The 16,417-nt window shown below is 71.3% G+C and carries 17 protein-coding genes; 9 read left to right on the forward strand and 8 right to left on the reverse strand.

What is annotated here, in order from left to right:
* Nucleotides 1-426, reverse strand: a 426-nt coding sequence (locus tag IH45_RS0100970; RefSeq protein WP_030659831.1) for an NAD(P)-binding domain-containing protein, incomplete at its 3' end; no start/stop codon positions are given.
* A 28-nt stretch (nucleotides 427-454) separates the two neighbouring features.
* Nucleotides 455-1,294: a TIM barrel protein gene (locus IH45_RS0100975; RefSeq protein ID WP_030659832.1), complete on the reverse strand. Its 840-nt coding sequence runs from the start codon at nucleotides 1,292-1,294 to the stop codon at nucleotides 455-457.
* 71 nt (nucleotides 1,295-1,365) lie between these two features.
* On the opposite strand from IH45_RS0100975, the gene IH45_RS0100980 reads away from it, so the two are divergent.
* The 8 genes from IH45_RS0100980 (at nucleotide 1,366) to IH45_RS0101015 (ending at nucleotide 8,765) form a co-directional block, all read left to right on the forward strand.
* Entirely contained in the window at nucleotides 1,366-1,626 is a 261-nt protein-coding gene (locus IH45_RS0100980; RefSeq protein ID WP_078897125.1) for a YkoF family thiamine-binding protein, read from the forward strand.
* Nucleotides 1,623-2,003 (forward strand): helix-turn-helix domain-containing protein, encoded by a 381-nt coding sequence (locus tag IH45_RS0100985; RefSeq protein WP_030659835.1) that lies wholly within the window; start codon nucleotides 1,623-1,625, stop codon nucleotides 2,001-2,003. Before IH45_RS0100980 ends, IH45_RS0100985 begins: the two co-directional genes overlap by 4 nt.
* Nucleotides 2,004-2,174: 171 nt before the next feature.
* Nucleotides 2,175-2,717: a 2-oxo-4-hydroxy-4-carboxy-5-ureidoimidazoline decarboxylase gene (gene uraD, locus IH45_RS0100990; RefSeq protein ID WP_030659837.1), complete on the forward strand. Its 543-nt coding sequence runs from the start codon at nucleotides 2,175-2,177 to the stop codon at nucleotides 2,715-2,717.
* Entirely contained in the window at nucleotides 2,714-3,130 is a 417-nt protein-coding gene (uraH, locus tag IH45_RS0100995; RefSeq protein WP_030659838.1) for a hydroxyisourate hydrolase, read from the forward strand. Before uraD ends, uraH begins: the two co-directional genes overlap by 4 nt.
* Nucleotides 3,131-3,138: 8 nt before the next feature.
* Complete coding sequence (pucL, locus tag IH45_RS0101000) at nucleotides 3,139-4,101, forward strand: factor-independent urate hydroxylase (RefSeq protein WP_032916592.1); 963 nt, start codon at nucleotides 3,139-3,141, stop codon at nucleotides 4,099-4,101.
* An 85-nt stretch (nucleotides 4,102-4,186) separates the two neighbouring features.
* Nucleotides 4,187-5,659 carry a nucleobase:cation symporter-2 family protein gene (locus tag IH45_RS0101005; protein WP_234440384.1) on the forward strand — a complete coding sequence of 491 codons (1,473 nt, stop codon included), beginning with the start codon at nucleotides 4,187-4,189 and terminating at the stop codon, nucleotides 5,657-5,659.
* Complete coding sequence (locus tag IH45_RS0101010) at nucleotides 5,637-7,040, forward strand: 8-oxoguanine deaminase (protein ID WP_050514422.1); 1,404 nt, start codon at nucleotides 5,637-5,639, stop codon at nucleotides 7,038-7,040. Before IH45_RS0101005 ends, IH45_RS0101010 begins: the two co-directional genes overlap by 23 nt.
* Nucleotides 7,041-7,349: 309 nt before the next feature.
* Nucleotides 7,350-8,765, forward strand: a complete 1,416-nt coding sequence (locus tag IH45_RS0101015; protein ID WP_030659842.1) for a nucleobase:cation symporter-2 family protein — start codon at nucleotides 7,350-7,352, stop codon at nucleotides 8,763-8,765.
* Nucleotides 8,766-8,855: 90 nt separating this feature from the next.
* Here IH45_RS0101015 and IH45_RS0101020 read toward each other — a convergent pair whose 3' ends face one another.
* From IH45_RS0101020 to IH45_RS0101030, 3 genes are all read right to left on the reverse strand, one after another.
* A complete protein-coding gene (locus tag IH45_RS0101020) occupies nucleotides 8,856-9,722 on the reverse strand; it encodes a chitosanase (protein ID WP_030659843.1) in 867 nt (288 codons plus the stop codon).
* 100 nt (nucleotides 9,723-9,822) lie between these two features.
* Nucleotides 9,823-10,683: a GNAT family N-acetyltransferase gene (locus IH45_RS0101025; RefSeq protein ID WP_032916593.1), complete on the reverse strand. Its 861-nt coding sequence runs from the start codon at nucleotides 10,681-10,683 to the stop codon at nucleotides 9,823-9,825.
* 67 nt (nucleotides 10,684-10,750) lie between these two features.
* The gene (locus IH45_RS0101030) at nucleotides 10,751-11,329 is read right to left on the reverse strand and encodes a TetR/AcrR family transcriptional regulator (RefSeq protein ID WP_030659845.1); all 579 of its coding nucleotides are present in this window, start codon (nucleotides 11,327-11,329) and stop codon (nucleotides 10,751-10,753) included.
* A gap of 246 nt (nucleotides 11,330-11,575) precedes the next feature.
* Here IH45_RS0101030 and IH45_RS0101035 point away from each other — a divergent pair, with 246 nt between their 5' ends.
* A complete protein-coding gene (locus IH45_RS0101035; protein ID WP_030659846.1) occupies nucleotides 11,576-13,195 on the forward strand; it encodes a YfcC family protein in 1,620 nt (539 codons plus the stop codon).
* A gap of 13 nt (nucleotides 13,196-13,208) precedes the next feature.
* On the opposite strand, the gene IH45_RS0101040 is transcribed toward IH45_RS0101035, so the two are convergent.
* From IH45_RS0101040 to aceB, 3 genes are all read right to left on the reverse strand, one after another.
* On the reverse strand, nucleotides 13,209-13,985 hold the full coding sequence (locus IH45_RS0101040; protein WP_032916594.1) for a VOC family protein: 777 nt from the start codon (nucleotides 13,983-13,985) through the stop codon (nucleotides 13,209-13,211).
* Between the two features lie 132 nt (nucleotides 13,986-14,117).
* Complete coding sequence (locus IH45_RS0101045) at nucleotides 14,118-14,435, reverse strand: hypothetical protein (protein ID WP_158812834.1); 318 nt, start codon at nucleotides 14,433-14,435, stop codon at nucleotides 14,118-14,120.
* Nucleotides 14,436-14,632: 197 nt separating this feature from the next.
* Entirely contained in the window at nucleotides 14,633-16,261 is a 1,629-nt protein-coding gene (gene aceB / locus IH45_RS0101050; protein WP_030659853.1) for a malate synthase A, read from the reverse strand.
* Nucleotides 16,262-16,417 lie beyond the last annotated feature (156 nt).

Here is a 16,417-nt window from a genome sequence, read left to right on the forward strand (position 1 = left end):
GCCGCCGACCATGATGGACAGCACGGCCTCGATGGCGCCGGCCTCGCCGCCGGAGACCGGCGCGTCCAGCACCCGGATGCCCTTGTCGGCCGCGGCGGCGGCCAGGTCGATGGAGGTCTGCGGGGTGATCGAGGACATGTCGATCAGCAGCGTGCCGGGGCGGGCGTTTGCCAGGATGCCGTCGGGTCCGTAGGCGATGGCTTCGACCTGCGGGGAGGCCGGGACCATGGTGATGACGATGTCGGCGTCGGCCACCGCGGCGGCGATCGAGGCGGCCGGGGTACCGCCGGCGGCGGCCAGCCGGTCCAGCTTGTCCTGTTCGAGGGTGTGGCCGGTGACCTGGTAGCCGGCCTTGAGCAGGTTCTCGGCCATGGGCGCGCCCATGATGCCCAGCCCGATCCAGGCGATCTGCGGAAGTGTGCTCATAGCTATGGCCTTTCGTGTTGTGCTCGGGTCAGTGGGCGGCGCGGTGGGGGCGCGGCAGCCAGGTGAAGGCGTCGGTGCTGGGGCGGTCGCCGGGCTGGTACTCCAGGCCGGTCCAGCCGTCGTAGCCGTTGGTGTGCAGGCGGTCCAGGAGGGCTTCGAGGGGCAGGGTGCCGGTGCCGGGGGCGCCGCGGCCGGGGCTGTCGGCGATCTGGACGTGTCCGGTCAGGGGGGTGTAGCGGTCGATGGCCTGCTCCAGGTCCTCGCCGTTCATCGCCAGGTGGTACAGGTCCAGCAGGAAGCGGGCGTTGTCCAGGCCGGTGGCGGCGTTGACCGCCTCGACGACCTCGATGGCTTGTGGTGCGGAGACGATCGGGCAGTGCGGCGATTCGGGGGCGTTGAGCGCCTCGATCAGCAGGGTGGCGCCGATCCGGTGGGCCGCTCGCGCGGCCAGGGTGAGGTTCTCCAGGGCCAGGGCGTCCTGGGTGGCCGGGTCGATGCCGTCGACGCGGTTGCCGTACAGGGCGTTCAAAGCGGTGCAGCCCAGCGACTGCGCGAAGTCGGCCGCCACGTCGAGGTTGGCGCGGAAGCGCTCGGACTCCTCGCCCGGAATCGACAGGGCGCCGCGGTCGGGGCCGGGCAGCTGCCCGGCGTAGAAGTTCAAGCCGACCAGCTGGGTGCCCGCCGTGCGGAGGGCCGCGCGCAGGCCGTCCAGCTGCCGCTTCTCGGGTACCGGGGCGTCGGTCCACGGCCACCACAGCTCGACCGCGGTGAATCCGGCCGCGGCGGCCGCCGCCGGACGCTCCAGCAGCGGCAGCTCGGTGAACAGGATCGACAGGTTGCGGAACTGTCTTTCTGCTTGCTGGAACACTGCCCGTGGATCTCGTGACCTGTCAAGGGCCGGGACGGGGCGCGGTCCGGCGGCGATACTTTGGTGTCATGGTGCGATTGCGAGTGGAATTCACGACGGAACCGTTCGATCTGGACGAAGCGCCCGCCCACGCGGTCGTGGGGCGCGAGATCATCACGGGGGCCGGGCTGGACGCCGTCGATGTCGGGCCGTTCGGCAATACGGCCGAGGGGGAGGGGGAGAAGGTGCTGTCAGCAGTGGACGCGCTGTTGCGCAAGTCCCTGGAGGCCGGTGCCACCCGGGTCTCCCTCCAGGTCAACGTGATCGCACCGGCCGAGGGGGACGCGACGTGACCGAGCCCGCCGATCACCCGTTCGTCCGGGCGGTCAAGCCGCTGGTGGACGCCATGGGTGCGGAGATGGTCGCGCCGGATCAGGCACAGGGTGACGATGTGGTCCTGGCCTGGGAGGGGCGGGACCGGGTGGCCGTACGGCTGCCGCATCTGTCCGACTCGCTCGATCACCTGCTCGCCGAGCTCCAGCGGCGGCACGGCATGCCGCTGTCGGACCTGGACCGCCGGACCAAGCAGTCGGTGGTGCGGGTTCTGGAGGCGCGCGGCGCTTTTTCCGTACGGCACGGGGTCGAGACGGTGGCCGGCGCGCTCGGCGTCAGCCGCTTCACCATTTACAACTACCTGAACAGGAACAACGCCGCGAAGGGCGCCGACTGACCCGCAGTCGGAGCCAGTTGGGCGAACCCGCGCATGCCGCCGTCCGGGCGATCCGGACGGCGGCTTTCTTGTTGCCGAGTTTTCAACAAAGTGTTGACGTGATGTTGCCGGAGGTCTTAGCTGTTTCCAGCCAAGCAGAGCCCGCACCGCACCAGGCCACGGAGGCTACCCGTGTCTTCGAATCCGACGCCGGGCCTCGCCCGGTTCAACGCCGCAGCCGACAGTGCGGCCCGTGCCGCACTGCGCGAGGCGTGCGCCAGCCGGACGTGGGGAAGCCGGATCCTCGCCCGGCGCCCGTACGCCACCGCCGACGCCCTGTTCGCCGCCAGCGACGCCGCCATGGCCGAGCTGACCGCGGCGGACCTGGCCGAGGCGATGGCCGGGCACCCGCCCATCGGCCGGCCCACGCCGGGCGACGCGACCTCCTCGCGCGAACAGCGCGGGATGTCCGGCGCCGGTGCCGGACTCAAGGCGGAGATGCTCGAACTGAACCTGGCGTACCAGGAGAAATTCGGGCACGTCTTCCTCGTCTGCGCCACCGGACTGACCGGCGAGCAGCTGCGGGACGCCGCCCGTAACCGCCTGGACAACACGCCGGAACAAGAACGCGAGATCGTCCGTACCGAACTGGGCAAGATCAACCGCATCAGGCTGGGCCGCCTCGTCGAGGACGCGGCGGACCCGGCGGACGCGGCGGAAGGAGCACGACCATGAGCAGCGAGGCGGCCCGGTACGAGACGTCGGTGTCCACACACATCCTGGACACCAGCCTGGGCCGCCCCGCGGAGGGCATCGCCCTCACGCTCTCGGTGCGGTCCGGACACGACGCGGACTGGAGCGCCCACGGCGCCTCCAGGACCGACGCGGACGGGCGCTGCAAGGACCTGCCGGCGCTGCCGGCGGGCACCACCCACGTACGCCTGGACTTCGCGACCGAGGCGTACCTCGCCAGCAAGGCCGAAACGGCCGACCAGCAAGCCGAGGAACAGCAGGACGCCCCCCGCGCAAGGGACAGCGGAGCTTTCTTCCCGGAGGTGGCGATCACTTTTGCCGTCCAGCCGGGTGAGCACTACCACGTACCGCTGCTGCTCAACCCGTTCGGCTACTCCGTATACCGAGGGAGCTAGCACCGACCATGACCGAATCCTCCCGCCCGGCCCGCCCGGCCGCTTCCCGCCCGGTGATTCTCGGCCAGAACCAGTACGGCAAGGCGGAGAACCGCGTCGTCAGGATCACCCGGGACGGCGACACCCACCACATCAAGGACCTCAACGTCTCAGTCGCGCTCTCCGGCGACCTCGAAGAGGTCCACCTCTCCGGCTCCAACGCCCACTGCCTGCCCACCGACACCACCAAGAACACCGTGTACGCCTTCGCCAAGGAACACGGCATCGAGTCGGCGGAGCAGTTCGGCATCCACCTGGCCCGGCACTTCGTCACCAGTCAGGAGCCGATCCACCGGGCCCGGATCCGCATCGAGGAGTACGCCTGGGAGCGCATCGAGACCTCCGAGGCCCACGCGAAGTTCATCGGCGCGGACGAGGTCAGGCACTCCTTCGTCCGCAAGGGCCAGGAGACCCGGCTGACCCAGATCACCTACGACGGCGAGAAGTGGCAGGTCGTCTCCGGCCTGAAGGACCTCGTCGTGATGAACTCCACCAACTCCGAGTTCTGGGGCTACATCAAGGACAAGTACACGACGCTCAAGGAAGCCTACGACCGCATCCTGGCCACCGAGGTCTCCGGCCGCTGGCGGTTCAACTGGACCGACGACGAGCAGCGGATGCCCAACTGGGAGCGCTCCTACGCCCAGGTCCGCAAACACCTGCTGGACGCCTTCGCGGAGACCTACAGCCTCTCCCTCCAGCAGACCCTGTACCAGATGGGCTCGCGGATCATCAACAACCGCGCGGAGATCGACGAGGTGCGGTTCTCGCTGCCGAACAAGCACCACTTCCTGGTGGATCTGGAGCCGTTCGGGCTCAAGAACGACAATGAGGTCTATTACGCGGCGGACCGCCCGTACGGCCTGATAGAAGCCACTGTCCTGCGCGACGGTGTCGAAGCCGAGATCCCGACGGATCTGACCAACCTCTGACGGCTCCCGACGCAGCGCCGTGCCTCGCCGCCCCCTCTCCGTCCCGCAGCGGGGAGGGGCCCGCGAATCCTGAGGGGAACGACCCATGGCACAGCCACCGCACGTTGAGAAACACCCCGTCCCGCCGGTCCACCCGGTGGACGAGAAGCCGGCCCCCAAGCGGCTCGTCCCCGCCGCCCTCCAGCACATCGCCGCCATGTACGCCGGCGTCGTCACCCCTCCGCTCATCATCGGCCAGGCCACCGGCCTGGACACCGCGGGCCGCACCCGGCTGATCGCCGCCAGCCTGCTGATCGCCGGTCTCGCCACGCTCCTGCAGACCCTCGGCGCCGGCCGGTTCGCCGGCAACCGGCTGCCGTTCGTCAACGCCGCCTCCTCGGCCGGCATCACCCCGATGCTCGCCATCGCCGAGACCACCGCGAAAGGCCACCAACTCCCCGCCATCTACGGGGCGGTGATGGTCGCCGGTGCCTTCTGCCTGGCCGTCGGCCCGTTCTTCGGCAGACTGCTGCGCTACTTCCCGCCACTGGTCACCGGCGTCGTCATCACGCTCATCGGCGTCACCCTGATGCCCGTACCCGTCGGCTGGGCCCAGGGCGGCGACAAGGAGGCCGCCGACTTCGGCTCCATGCAGCACCTGGCGCTCGCCGCCTTCACGCTCGTGGTCATCCTGCTGATCCAGCGCTTCACCCGCGGCTTCGTCAAGCAGATCGCCCTCCTGCTGGGCCTGGTCGCGGGCACCCTCGCCGCGGTCCCGTTCGGCATGGCGAGCTTCGACGCGCTGCGCGCGGCGCCGGTCGTCGCGCTGCCCACGCCCTTCGCCTTCGGCACGCCGGAGTTCCAGCCCGCCGCCGTGCTGTCCCTGTGCATCGTCATGCTGGTCCTGATGACCGAGTCCGCCGCCGGGATGCTCGCCCTCGGCGAGATCTGCGAACGGCGTACGACCGGGCGGACCATCACCCGCGGGCTGCGCACCGACGGCATCGCCACCCTCCTCGGGCCCGTCTTCGGCGGCTTCCCCACCAGCGCCTTCGCGCAGAACGTCGGTGTCGTCTCGCTGACCCGGGTACGCAGCCGGTACGTCGTCGCCGTCGCGGGCGCCACCCTGCTGGTCCTCGGCGCCTTCCCGGTCCTCGGCGCGGTGGTCAACCTCGTACCGATGCCCGTCCTCGGCGGCGCCGGCATCGTGCTGTTCGGCTCGATCGCGGTCAGCGGCATCCGTACGCTCTCCGAGGCCGGGCTCGACGACAGCTCCAACATCATCCTGGTGGCCGTGTCGCTGGGCGCGGGCATCATCCCGCTCGCCGCCCCGGCCTTCTACGCGGACTTCCCCGCCTGGGCGCAGACCGTGCTCGGCTCCGGCATCAGCGCCGGTGCGCTCGTCGCGGTCCTGCTCAACCTGTTCTTCCACCATCTCGGCACCCGGAGCACCAAGGGGGCAGCGGTACTGTCAGCCGCCTCGCCCGGCTCCGGCACTCAAATCCCCTTAGGGCCCTGCCGTGCCCGATCCCTATCGGAAAGCAAGAGGAAGCTCCATGGCAGCATCGGCAGCCCCTGACAGCACGGTGACGCGTCGCATCGTCATCGAGAACTGCGCCGTCGCGACCGTCGACGCCGACGGCACCGAGTACGCCTCGGGCCACGTCGTCGTCGCCGGCAACCTCATCGAAGCGGTGGGCGCGGGGAAGGCCCCCGCGGGCCTGGAGAACGTCGTCCGCCGTATCGACGGCACCGGCCACCTCGTCACCCCCGGCCTGGTCAACACCCACCACCACTTCTACCAGTGGATCACCCGCGGTCTGGCCACCGACCACAACCTCTTCAACTGGCTGGTGGCCCTGTACCCGGTATGGGCCCGCATCGACGCGCCGATGCTGGCCGCGGCCACCCAGGGTTCGCTGGCCATGATGGTCAAGGGCGGCGTCACCACCGCCTCCGACCACCACTACGTCTTCCCGCAGGGCTCCGGCGACCTGGTCGGCGCCGAGCTGGCCGCTGCCCGGGAGATCGGCGCCCGGATCACCCTCGCGCGCGGGTCGATGGACCGCAGCGTCAAGGACGGCGGGCTGCCGCCGGACTTCGCCGTCGAGACCACCGAGGGCGCGCTGAAGGCCACGGAGGAGGCCATCGACACCCACCACGACGCCTCCTTCGGCGCCATGGTGCACATCGCCGTCGCCCCCTGCTCACCGTTCTCCATATCCACCGAACTCCTCCGCCAAGGCGCCGAGTTGGCCCGCCGCAAGGGCGTACGGATGCACACCCACGGCTCGGAGACGGTCGAGGAGGAGAAGTTCTGCCACGAGCTGTTCGGCATGGGCCCGACCGACTACTTCGAGTCCACCGGCTGGCTCGGCGAGGATGTGTGGATGGCGCACTGCGTCCACATGAACGACTCCGACATCGCCGCCTTCGCCCGGACGAGGACCGGCGTGGCGCACTGCCCGTCCTCCAATGCCCGGCTCGCGGCCGGCATCGCCCGCGTCCCCGACATGCTCGCCGCGGGCGTACCGGTCGGCCTCGGCGTGGACGGCACCGCCTCCAACGAGAGCGGTGAACTGCACACCGAACTGCGCAACGCGCTGCTGATCAACCGGCTCGGCGCGCACCGGGAGGCCGCCCTCGACGCCCGCAAGGCGCTGCGCCTGGGCACCTACGGCGGCGCCCAGGTGCTCGGCCGGACCGCCGAGATCGGCTCCCTGGAGGCCGGCAAGCTGGCCGACCTGGTGCTGTGGAAGCTGGACGGCCTGGCCCACTCCACCATCGCCGACCCGGTCACCGCCCTGGTCTTCGGCGCGGCGGCGCCGGTCACCCTCTCCCTGGTCGACGGCGAGCCGGTGGTCGAGGACGGCCGGCTGACCAACGCCGACGAGGACACCATCGCCCGCACCGCCCGGGCCGAGGCCCGGCGCCTGGCCCGCATCGCCGCCGAGGGCTGATCCCCGCCCGGCGGCACCCCGAGGACTCGGCCGGGGGGACGGCCCCGGCCGGGAGCTTGTGGATCCGAGCGGGGTCCACAAGCGCCGGAACCCGGGGGCACGGAGGTCGCTCCGTGCCCCCGGCCCGGTAATGCTGCGCATTATCACTCCCCCTTTACGTGACGACCTGTCACCACCCCCGTACGCGCCACGAGCGCGGATCTACGCGCCACAAGCGCGGACCGCTGCACCACCGCACCCGACGCACGCCCTCCGTGACAGCCTCGCGCCGCCGCCCCCTCGCGGCGCAGAAATCGAAGGAGGCCCGCAGTGGCCGCAACCCCAGGGCGGACGGCGCAGGGCGACCGCAAACACCCGGTCGACGCAACCCTGCCGCCCTTCAAGATGTTCACCAGCGGCCTGCAGCACGTGGCTGCCATGTACGCGGGCGTGGTGGCCCCGCCCATGATCGTCGGCCCGGCCTGCGGGCTGAGCCCCGCCGAGACCGCGTTCCTCATGGGCGCGAGCCTCTTCACCGCCGGCATCGCCACCCTGCTGCAGACCCTCGGCTTCTGGAAGATCGGCGCCAAGCTGCCGTTCGTCAACGGCGTCTCGTTCGCTGGCGTCACCCCGATGGTCGCCATCGGCAAGGCCCAGGACCCCGGCGACGCGCTGCCCGTCATCTTCGGCGCGGTGATCGTCGCCGGTGTGCTCGGCTTCCTGCTCGCGCCCTACTTCTCCAAGCTGGTGCGGTTCTTCCCGCCGGTGGTCACCGGCACCGTCATCACCCTGATCGGCGTCTCCCTGCTGCCCGTCGCCTTCAACTGGTCCCAGGGCGGCAACGCCACCGCGCACGACTACGGTTCGCTCACCAACATCGGCATGGCGGCGCTCACCTTCGTCATCGTGCTCGTCCTGCGCCGGGTGCTGCGCGGCTTCCTCCAGCAGATCTCGATCCTGCTCGGCCTGGTCGCCGGCACGCTGATCGCCATCCCCGTGGGCATCACGGACTTCGGGGCGATCACGAAGGCGGACGTCATCGGCTTCCCGACGCCGTTCCACTTCGGCGCGCCCCAGTTCGACGCGGCCGCCGTGGTGAGCATGGGCATCGTCATGCTGGTCTGCATGACCGAGTCCACCGCCGACATGCTCGCCCTCGGCAAGATCGTGGACCGGCCGGCCGACGAGCGCACCATCGAGGGCGGCCTGCGCGCCGACACCCTCGGCACCGCCCTCAGCCCGCTCTTCAACGGCTTCGCCAACAGCGCCTTCGCGCAGAACATCGGCCTGGTCGCGATGACCGGGGTGCGCAGCCGGTTCGTCGTCGCCACCGGCGGTCTGATCCTGATCGTGCTGGGCCTGTGTCCGGTCGCCGCCTCGGTGATCTCGCTGGTCCCGCTGCCGGTCCTGGGCGGCGCGGGCATCGTGCTGTTCGGGTCGGTCGCCGCCAGCGGCATCCAGACGCTGGCCACCGCCGCGATGGACAAGGGCGAGAACGCGCTGATCGTCGCGGCGTCGGTGGGCATCGGCCTGATCCCCATCGCGGCGCCGCGGTTCTACCACGACTTCCCCAAGGACATGCTGGTCGTCCTGGACTCCGGCATCAGCACCGGGTGCATCATCGCCATCGTGCTCAACCTGGCCTTCAACCACTTCGGCAGGCGGCGCGGCGAGCCGCCGCTGGAGGTGATCCCGCAGCAGCCGGAACGCGGGGCCCCGGACGCGCGGCCGGCCGGGGCGCACTGAGCCGCCCTACGGGTCCGGCCGCGCCCGTCCGGACGTGCCGGCGGCCCGTACCGCCCCGGAGATCCGGTACGGTACGGGCCGCCGCGCCGCTCAGCCGATGTGGTACGAGTCCCCGTACACCTTCCAGTCCAGCGGCGGGTCCAGGTTCAGGTTGCCCTTCTTGAGGAAGACGCGCTGCGCGGTGTCCACGCGGCTGGTGTCGCTGTGCGCCTCCTCCTGCTTCATCGCCCAGACCCGGGCGTCCAGGAAGGCGTTCAGGTACGTCTTCTCGTCGCCGCCCTGGGCCGGGGTCTTGGCCTTGGCCATGGCGCGCTTGCGGATGTTGGAGAAGCTGGTCCTGTCGCTGCCGTTCCCGTGCATGACGAGCGCGTCGTAGTACGCGAACTGGCCCAGCACACCGATCTTGTCGGCCTTGCCCTGCTTGACCGCCGGGTTGAAGTACACCCGGTCCCGCTCGTCGTTCTGCGCCTGCTGGAAGGCCGGGTCCTTGCCGGCCTTCGCCCAGTCCTTGGTGAAGCCCGGGTCCAGGCCCTCGTGCGACTTGGTGCCGTTGACCTTGCGCAGCGCGGGCAGGTACTTCGCCAGGACGTTGCCGGGCTTGCGCTTGGTGTACAGCTCGACCAGGTCCAGCATGTCGCCCGTACCGGAACAGAAGCCGATGATGCCGCCGGTGTAGCCGCGGTCGTCGTTGATGTCCTCGATGTAGCCGTACTTCTTCTTCCAGTCCAGCGTGGAGTTCTCGGCGCTGGCGACCAGCTGCATGGCGATCTCCTTCTTCGCCGGGTCGTCCAGGCCGGCCGCGGCCTTGGCCACGCGGGGGGCCGCGGCGGGCGCCGGGCCGGTACCGGCGAAGGCCGTGCCGGCGACGGCGGTCGCCGGCACGGCGACCAGCACCAGACCGAGGGTCAGGCCGGTGGCGGGCCTGCGGATGGCCTTGCCTATGGATCGGGCACGCATGGTTGTCCTCCAGGGGAGCGGGCCGGGTGGCCGTGGTGCGGTGAGGGATCCCAATCGTTAGGAACCTTTCCTATCAGACCCCGGGGAGGACCGGAACCCATCAGATCGCGCCAACCTCCGGCCGGACAGCGGCGCTTGCGGCGGGCGGCTGCCATACGTACGGCACGGTCGTGGCGGCGCTGACCAGGCCCAGCCGGTTCAGGACGGGGCGGCTGGTCTCCAGGGCGTCGACCTGTACGTAACAGAATCCGCGCGCCAGGGCGAGCGCCGCCCGGTGCGCGACCAGGGCGCGATAGACGCCCTTGCCGCGCCAGTTGGGCAGCGTCGAGCCGCCCCACAGCGAGGCGAAGTCGGTGCCCTGGTGGAAGCGCGCCCACGCCGCCGAGACCACCTCGCCCGCGAGCGACTCCGCCACGGTCACCACGCAGGCGTCACCGCCCCGGCCCGCCGTCATCTCCTCCAGGGCCGGTGCGAGCCAGCTGCGGTCGTCGGCCCAGACGGCCGCGGCCAGTTCCCCGATGCGGTCGAAGTCCGCCCGGCCGGTGACGTCGCGCAGCCGTACGCCTTCGGGAAGCGGCGGGCCCCCGGGCGGCCCCGCGATGTCCGCCGCCTCGCCGATCACGACCGTCTCGCGCTCGCCCGGCGTGAACCCGGCCGCGACCAGCCGGTCCGGCAGGTCGGCGGGCAGGTCGTGCCCGTGGTACTTCCACTCGACCGGCAGGCCGCGGGCCGCGAAGTGGTCGCGCTGGGCGGCGATGAAGGCGTCCAGCGCCTCCCCGTCGAGCCCGCCGAGGTCGCGGTAGAGGATCAGCCCGCCCTGGCGGGGGAGCGTTCGGCGCAGTACGGGCCCGACCCGCTCGGTGTCCGGGGCGCCGGGCGCGAATCCGCGGTCCCTCAGTTGTGCGTCGTACGCGGCGCGGTAGCCGGCGGCTCGTGCCGGCTCGGTGTCTGGTGTCGTCACCGGCGTCACTCCACCACAAGCCGGAGGCCCGGGCCATGGAATTCGGCCGTGGCGTGGCGCGGGGGTATCACGGCGCGGCGGGTGGCTCCGCGCTGCCGAGCAGTCCGGCGAGCAGCTCCGCGATGCCCGGGCCGGGGTCGAAGTCCTCTACGGGGAAGGTGAGTTGGTGGAACATGACACCGTCGAGGTAGTCGAGAAGAATCCCGCAGTGCCGCCGGGGCGCCGGTGAGCCGAAACGCCGCAGCCATTCCGCGCTCCATCCGGCGACGGCCTCGCGCCCCCGGGCGAGCGGCGGGCGCAGCTCGGGGCGGGCCGAGGCTTCCAGGAGCAGGGCGTAGCGGGCGGCGGTCCTGGCGCGCGCGGGGCCGGTCGCGTACCGGACGAACCGCGTCACGGCGGCGGCCAGCTCCGGTACGCCGGCGGGCGCGGCCTGCCGCGCGAACTCGTCCCAGTCGTGGCGCTCCAGCGCTTCCAGGTGGCCGGCGATGCCGTCGATCAGCGCGGCGCGGTTGCGGAAGTAGTTGGACGTGGTGCCGGACGGTACGCCCGCGGCGGCATCCACCGCCTGGTACGTCAGCCCCCGCGACCCCGCCGCGCCCAGCACCTCGATCGCCGCGTCCAGGACCTCTGCCCGCCGTCGCGCCACCCTGCGCACCTTTCGAAATCCAGATGTGTAGTGCCGGTTTACTATGAACATAGTAGCGTGCGGGCAGGGAACCGGCGCCGCGCACGGCGGCCGCCGGCGGCGGCATCCGCGGGCTCGCCGCCGCTCTCCACCTGTGTTGCGGCAAGGGCGGTCTGCGCCAGGATGTCAGCGTTTGGGTCGATATGCTGCGTCGGCACCTGAACGCGAGTCAAGTGAGCGCCCGGCGCCACGGAGAGGGGTTCCGCGGTGGACCCGAACGCCCAGCAGCCGCCCGCCCGGCAACCGGACCACGAGCCGCCGCCCGACGACGACCCCCGCCCCGTCGAACCCCCGCCGTCCGACGGGGACGCGCCCGCCGACGGCGCCCCGGCGGGCCCCCGCCGCCGGTTCACCTTCCCCAGCGCCCTGACCGTCCTGGTCGTCGTCACCCTCGCGGTCTGGGCGCTCGCCTTCGTCATCCCGTCCGGCAGTTACGACCGCAACGCGTCCGGCGCCCCGGTCCAGGGCACCTACCACCACACATCCTCCGGCCAGTCCTTCACCGACCGGCTGGGCGACCTCTTCCTCTCGCCGGTCAACGGCCTGTACGGCGTGCAGGACGCGAAGACCGGGCAGGTCGGCCCGACGATGGCGGGCGAACTGTACGGCAGCGCGGGGGTGTTCCTCTTCGTGCTGGCCATCGGCGCGTTCATCACGGTCGTCTTCGCCACCGGCGCCCTGGACCGCGGCATCGGCCGGCTGGCCCACCGCCTCCGGCACCGCGGCGGGCTGCTGATCGCCGGTGTGATGGCCGTCTTCTCGCTGCTCGGGACGGTCGAGGGGTTCGCCGAGGAGACGCTCGGCTTCTACGGGCTGGTCGTGCCCCTGATGCTCGCGCTCGGCTACGACCGGATGGTCGCCACCGCGACGATCATCCTCGGCGCCGGCATCGGCGTCCTGTGCTCCACCGTCAACCCCTTCGCCACCGGCGTCGCCTCCTCGGCCGCCGACATCTCGCTGGGCGAGGGCATCGTGCTGCGGGTGGCGATGTGGCTGGTGCTCACCGGCGTCACCATCGGCTACGTGGTCCGCTACGCGCGCCGCGTCCAGGCCGATCCGGAGCGCTCGCTCGTCGGCTTCCGGCCCGGTGACCGGGACCGCGCGTGGGCCGCCGAGGACGCGGCGGAGCCGGCGCCGCTGACCGGGCTGGACAAGACGGTGCTGGTCACCGTGGCCCTGGTCTTCGCCTTCATGATCTTCTCGGTGATCCCGTGGTCCGGGGCGCTCACCGGGGACGCCGACGCCGCTCCGTACGCCTTCGAACTGGGCTGGTCCTTCCCGCAGCTGGCCGCGCTGTTCCTCGCGGCCTCGGTCCTCGTCGGCCTCCTGGCGCGGATGGGCGAACAGCGGCTCAGCGCGACGTTCGTGCAGGGCGTCGCCGAGTTCGTCTCCCCGGCGCTGGTCATCGTGCTGGCTCGCGGGGTAACTACGATTATGAACAATGCGCGCATTACGGACACGGTTTTGCATGCGGTCGAGGGCACCGTCTCCGGCGCCCCGTCCGCCCTGTTCGGCATCATGGTCTACATCGTCAACCTGCCGCTGGCCTTCCTCATCCCGTCCACGTCCGGCCACGCCACCCTCGCCATGCCGGTCCTGGCGCCGCTGGCCGACTTCGCGCACGTCTCCCGCGCGGTGGTCGTCACGGCCTGGCAGGCGGCCAGCGGCTGGATGAACCTGTGGGTGCCCACCACCGCCGTCATCATGGGCGGGGTCTCGCTGGCCAAGGTCGGCTACGACAGGTACGTGCGCTTCGTCTGGCCCCTGCTGGCCCTCCTCGCCGTCCTGATCTGCGGCTTCGTCGGGCTGGGGGCGGCGATGACATGACCCGGGGCCGTCCTCACACGTCGTGTGCCCCGCGCAGCCGCAGCCCGGCGATCGCGGTGCGCGGCGGCTGATCGCCCGTCAGCAGCAGGGTGGTGATGCGGTCGGCCGGCCCGGCGGTGAAGTGCGCCGCGCCGCCGTCGAACGGTACGACGGTGCCGCTCGCGTCCACCGGAACACCGGTGAGCGCGCCGAGCCAGGCGGCGGCGCCGCGCGGATCGGGCGTCTCGACGAGGAAGCCCGCGAGGTCGTAGGCCCCGCGGTTGATCCGGCGGGAGGCCTCATGCTCCCGGCGGAGTGCGGGGTCGGCGCGGACGGTGATGAAGAACGGGGCCCAGGGCGGCGTGCCGTCGCCCGTCAGCATCGCTTCCTGGAAGGTCACCCGGCCTCCCTGGAAGGAGAAGTCGTGTACGTCGACGGCGTGGCCCGCCCGGCGCAGCCGCTCGGCGGTGGCGGCCGTGTCCGTGACGTGCACCGCGAAGTTCAGCGGGCCGCCGCCCGCCGCCATCAGCGCGTCGATACGGGGCTGCCACCCGGCCGTCGCCCGCCCGAACGGGGAGGGCGCGTACACCGCGCGATCGACGACGGTCAGGATCTCGACGTACCGGTCGTCCAGCCGCCAGGCGCCGTTCTGGAACCCCTCGTGCACCGGGTTGGTGTGCGCGGGCAGCCCGGCCGCCGTGTACTCCCGCACGGCCGCGGGCACGTCCGGCACGCAGTGCAGGAGGTGGTCGAAGCGCGGCGCTTCCGTCGAGCGGAGATCGGCTGTGCGTATGGGCTGTGCGGCGGTCATGGTCGGCCTCCCCGAGTCGGTCAGGTGAGCCTAACCTAACCGGCAGCGAGAGGCCCGTGCGCCGTGGCACGGACCCCTCGGTCCCGGGTGAACGCGCTCAGGCCGGACGTCCGGCCCGCGACGGATCGCCGATCAGGCGCGGATGCACGCGTAGATGACGTCGTCGTCCTTGACCCCGAGGGCCCGCAGACCGGCCAGACACCGGATGTCGGGGTTGAGCGGCGGCTCCGAGGCCGCCTTCCACTTGCAGGCGGCCTTCACCTTGGGGCCGATCTTGTAGTGGTGGGCCCTGAGGTAGGAGACGCACTGGCTCTGCGTACGCGGCTCCACCGTGCTCACCGGCCGGTGCCCGTCCGCGACGGCGGTGCCGGACATGACCGTCGGTACGGCGAATCCGGCTACGGCGACCGCCATACCCACGATCGCCCGACGGGCCTTCGCTTGCTTCATGTTCTGCCTTTCCCCGTGACTTCATGGCGCGCAGCCGCACCCGGGGGTGGTGTCAGCACCCATTGGTGGTCGTGCACATGACGACACTAGGGAACAAGTGCCCTGTGGATCAAGGGGAATCGAGACCATACCGAAAGGCCCGTACCGGCCGGGTGTCCGGCGCGTACGGGCCCTTGGGTGGTGGATGCGGCAGTCGGTCAGTCCAGCAGCTCGTAAGCCGGCAGCGTCAGGAACGCCGCGTAGTCCGTGTCCAGGGAGACCTTCAGGAGGAGGTCGTGGGCCTGCTGCCAGGCGCCGGCGGCGAAGGCGTCGTCGCCGATCTCGGCGCGGATGGCGGCCAGTTCGTTGTCGGCAATCTTGCGGACGAGGTCCGCGGTGGCCTTTTCGCCGTTCTCGAACACGACGCCCGCGTCCACCCACTGCCAGATCTGCGAGCGGGAGATCTCGGCGGTGGCCGCGTCCTCCATGAGGCCGAAGATGGCGACCGCGCCGAGGCCGCGCAGCCACGCCTCGATGTACCGCGTGCCTACCCGGACCGCGTCCACCAGGCCCTGGTAGGTGGGCCGGGCGTCGAGGGAGTCGATGGCGATGAGGTCGGCGGCCGTGACCGACACGTCCTCGCGCAGCCGGTCCTTCTGGTGCGGCCGGTCGCCGAGCACCGCGTCGAACGAGGCGCGGGCGACCGGGACCAGGTCGGGGTGGGCGACCCAGGAGCCGTCGAAGCCGTCCCCGGCCTCGCGGTCCTTGTCGGCGCGGACCTTGGCCAGCGCCGTCTCGTTGGCCTCCGGGTCACGGCGGTTGGGGATGAACGCCGCCATGCCGCCGATCGCGTGCGCGCCACGCTTGTGGCACGTACGGACGAGGAGTTCGGTGTAGGCGCGCATGAACGGCGCCGTCATGGTGACCGCGTTGCGGTCCGGCAGCACGAACTTCTCGCCGCCGTCGCGGAAGTTCTTCACGATGGAGAACAGGTAGTCCCAGCGTCCCGCGTTCAGCCCCGAGGCGTGGTCGCGCAGTTCGTAGAGGATCTCCTCCATCTCGTACGCGGCGGTGATGGTCTCGATGAGGACGGTGGCGCGGACGGTGCCCTGCGGGATACCCACGTAGTCCTGCGCGAAGACGAAGATCTCGTTCCAGAGGCGGGCCTCCAGGTGCGACTCGGTCTTCGGCAGGTAGAAGTACGGACCCTTGCCGAGGTTCAGCAGGCGCTGGGCGTTGTGGAAGAAGTACAGGCCGAAGTCGACCAGGGCGCCGGGCACCGGCGTGCCGTCGAGCCGGAGGTGGCGCTCGTCCAGGTGCCAGCCGCGCGGGCGCACCACGACCGTCGCCAGCTCCTCGGCGGGCTTCAGGGCGTAGGACTTGCCGCTGTCCGGGTCGGTGAAGTCGATCCGGCGCTCATAGGCGTCGATCAGGTTCACCTGGCCGCCGATGACATTCGCCCAGGTGGGCGCGGAGGCGTCCTCGAAGTCGGCGAGCCAGACCTTGGCGCCGGAGTTGAGCGCGTTGATGGTCATCTTGCGGTCGGTGGGACCGGTGATCTCCACCCGGCGGTCGTCGAGCGGGGCGGGCGCCGGGGCGACGCGCCAGCTGTCGTCCGCGCGGATGTGCGCGGTCTCCGGCAGGAAGTCCAGGGCGGAGGTCCGGGCGATCTCGGCGCGGCGCGCGTCGCGGCGGGCGAGCAGTTCGTCGCGGCGCGGGGTGAACCGGCGGTGGAGTTCGGCGACGAAGGCCAGCGCGGCCTCCGTGAGGATCTCGTCCTGGCGGGCGGGGGCCTTGCCGGGGTCGACGTCGACGATGTCCAGCGGGGACGGCGCTGGTGCGGACATGAGCTGTCACTCCATTCAGCGGCGGGGCCCGGGCGGCCGTCGGGGCGTGCGGGCGGCACGGGGTGCCATGGGCCGTAGCCGGCGGTCGCGGGTGCCGTTAAGGGTTCAGGGCGCTTCTGATCAGTGGAGAGTAGTTTCCTTATCGCGGAACTTCAA

Origin of the sequence: Streptomyces rimosus subsp. rimosus (assembly GCF_000720725.1) — a bacterium.
Taxonomy (GTDB): domain Bacteria; phylum Actinomycetota; class Actinomycetes; order Streptomycetales; family Streptomycetaceae; genus Streptomyces; species Streptomyces rimosus_A.

Bases quoted from the DNA above. Each gene is read 5' to 3' on its own strand.
- pucL (WP_032916592.1), top strand. From the start codon at position 3,139: ATGACCGAATCCTCCCGCCCGGCCCGCCCGGCCGCTTCCCGCCCGGTG.
- IH45_RS0101020 (WP_030659843.1), bottom strand. From the start codon at position 9,722: ATGCGTGCCCGATCCATAGGCAAGGCCATCCGCAGGCCCGCCACCGGC.
- IH45_RS0101010 (WP_050514422.1), top strand. From the start codon at position 5,637: ATGGCAGCATCGGCAGCCCCTGACAGCACGGTGACGCGTCGCATCGTC.
- aceB (WP_030659853.1), bottom strand. From the start codon at position 16,261: ATGTCCGCACCAGCGCCGTCCCCGCTGGACATCGTCGACGTCGACCCC.
- IH45_RS0101040 (WP_032916594.1), bottom strand. From the start codon at position 13,985: ATGACCGCCGCACAGCCCATACGCACAGCCGATCTCCGCTCGACGGAA.
- uraH (WP_030659838.1), top strand. From the start codon at position 2,714: ATGAGCAGCGAGGCGGCCCGGTACGAGACGTCGGTGTCCACACACATC.
- IH45_RS0101005 (WP_234440384.1), top strand. From the start codon at position 4,187: ATGGCACAGCCACCGCACGTTGAGAAACACCCCGTCCCGCCGGTCCAC.
- IH45_RS0101045 (WP_158812834.1), bottom strand. From the start codon at position 14,435: ATGAAGCAAGCGAAGGCCCGTCGGGCGATCGTGGGTATGGCGGTCGCC.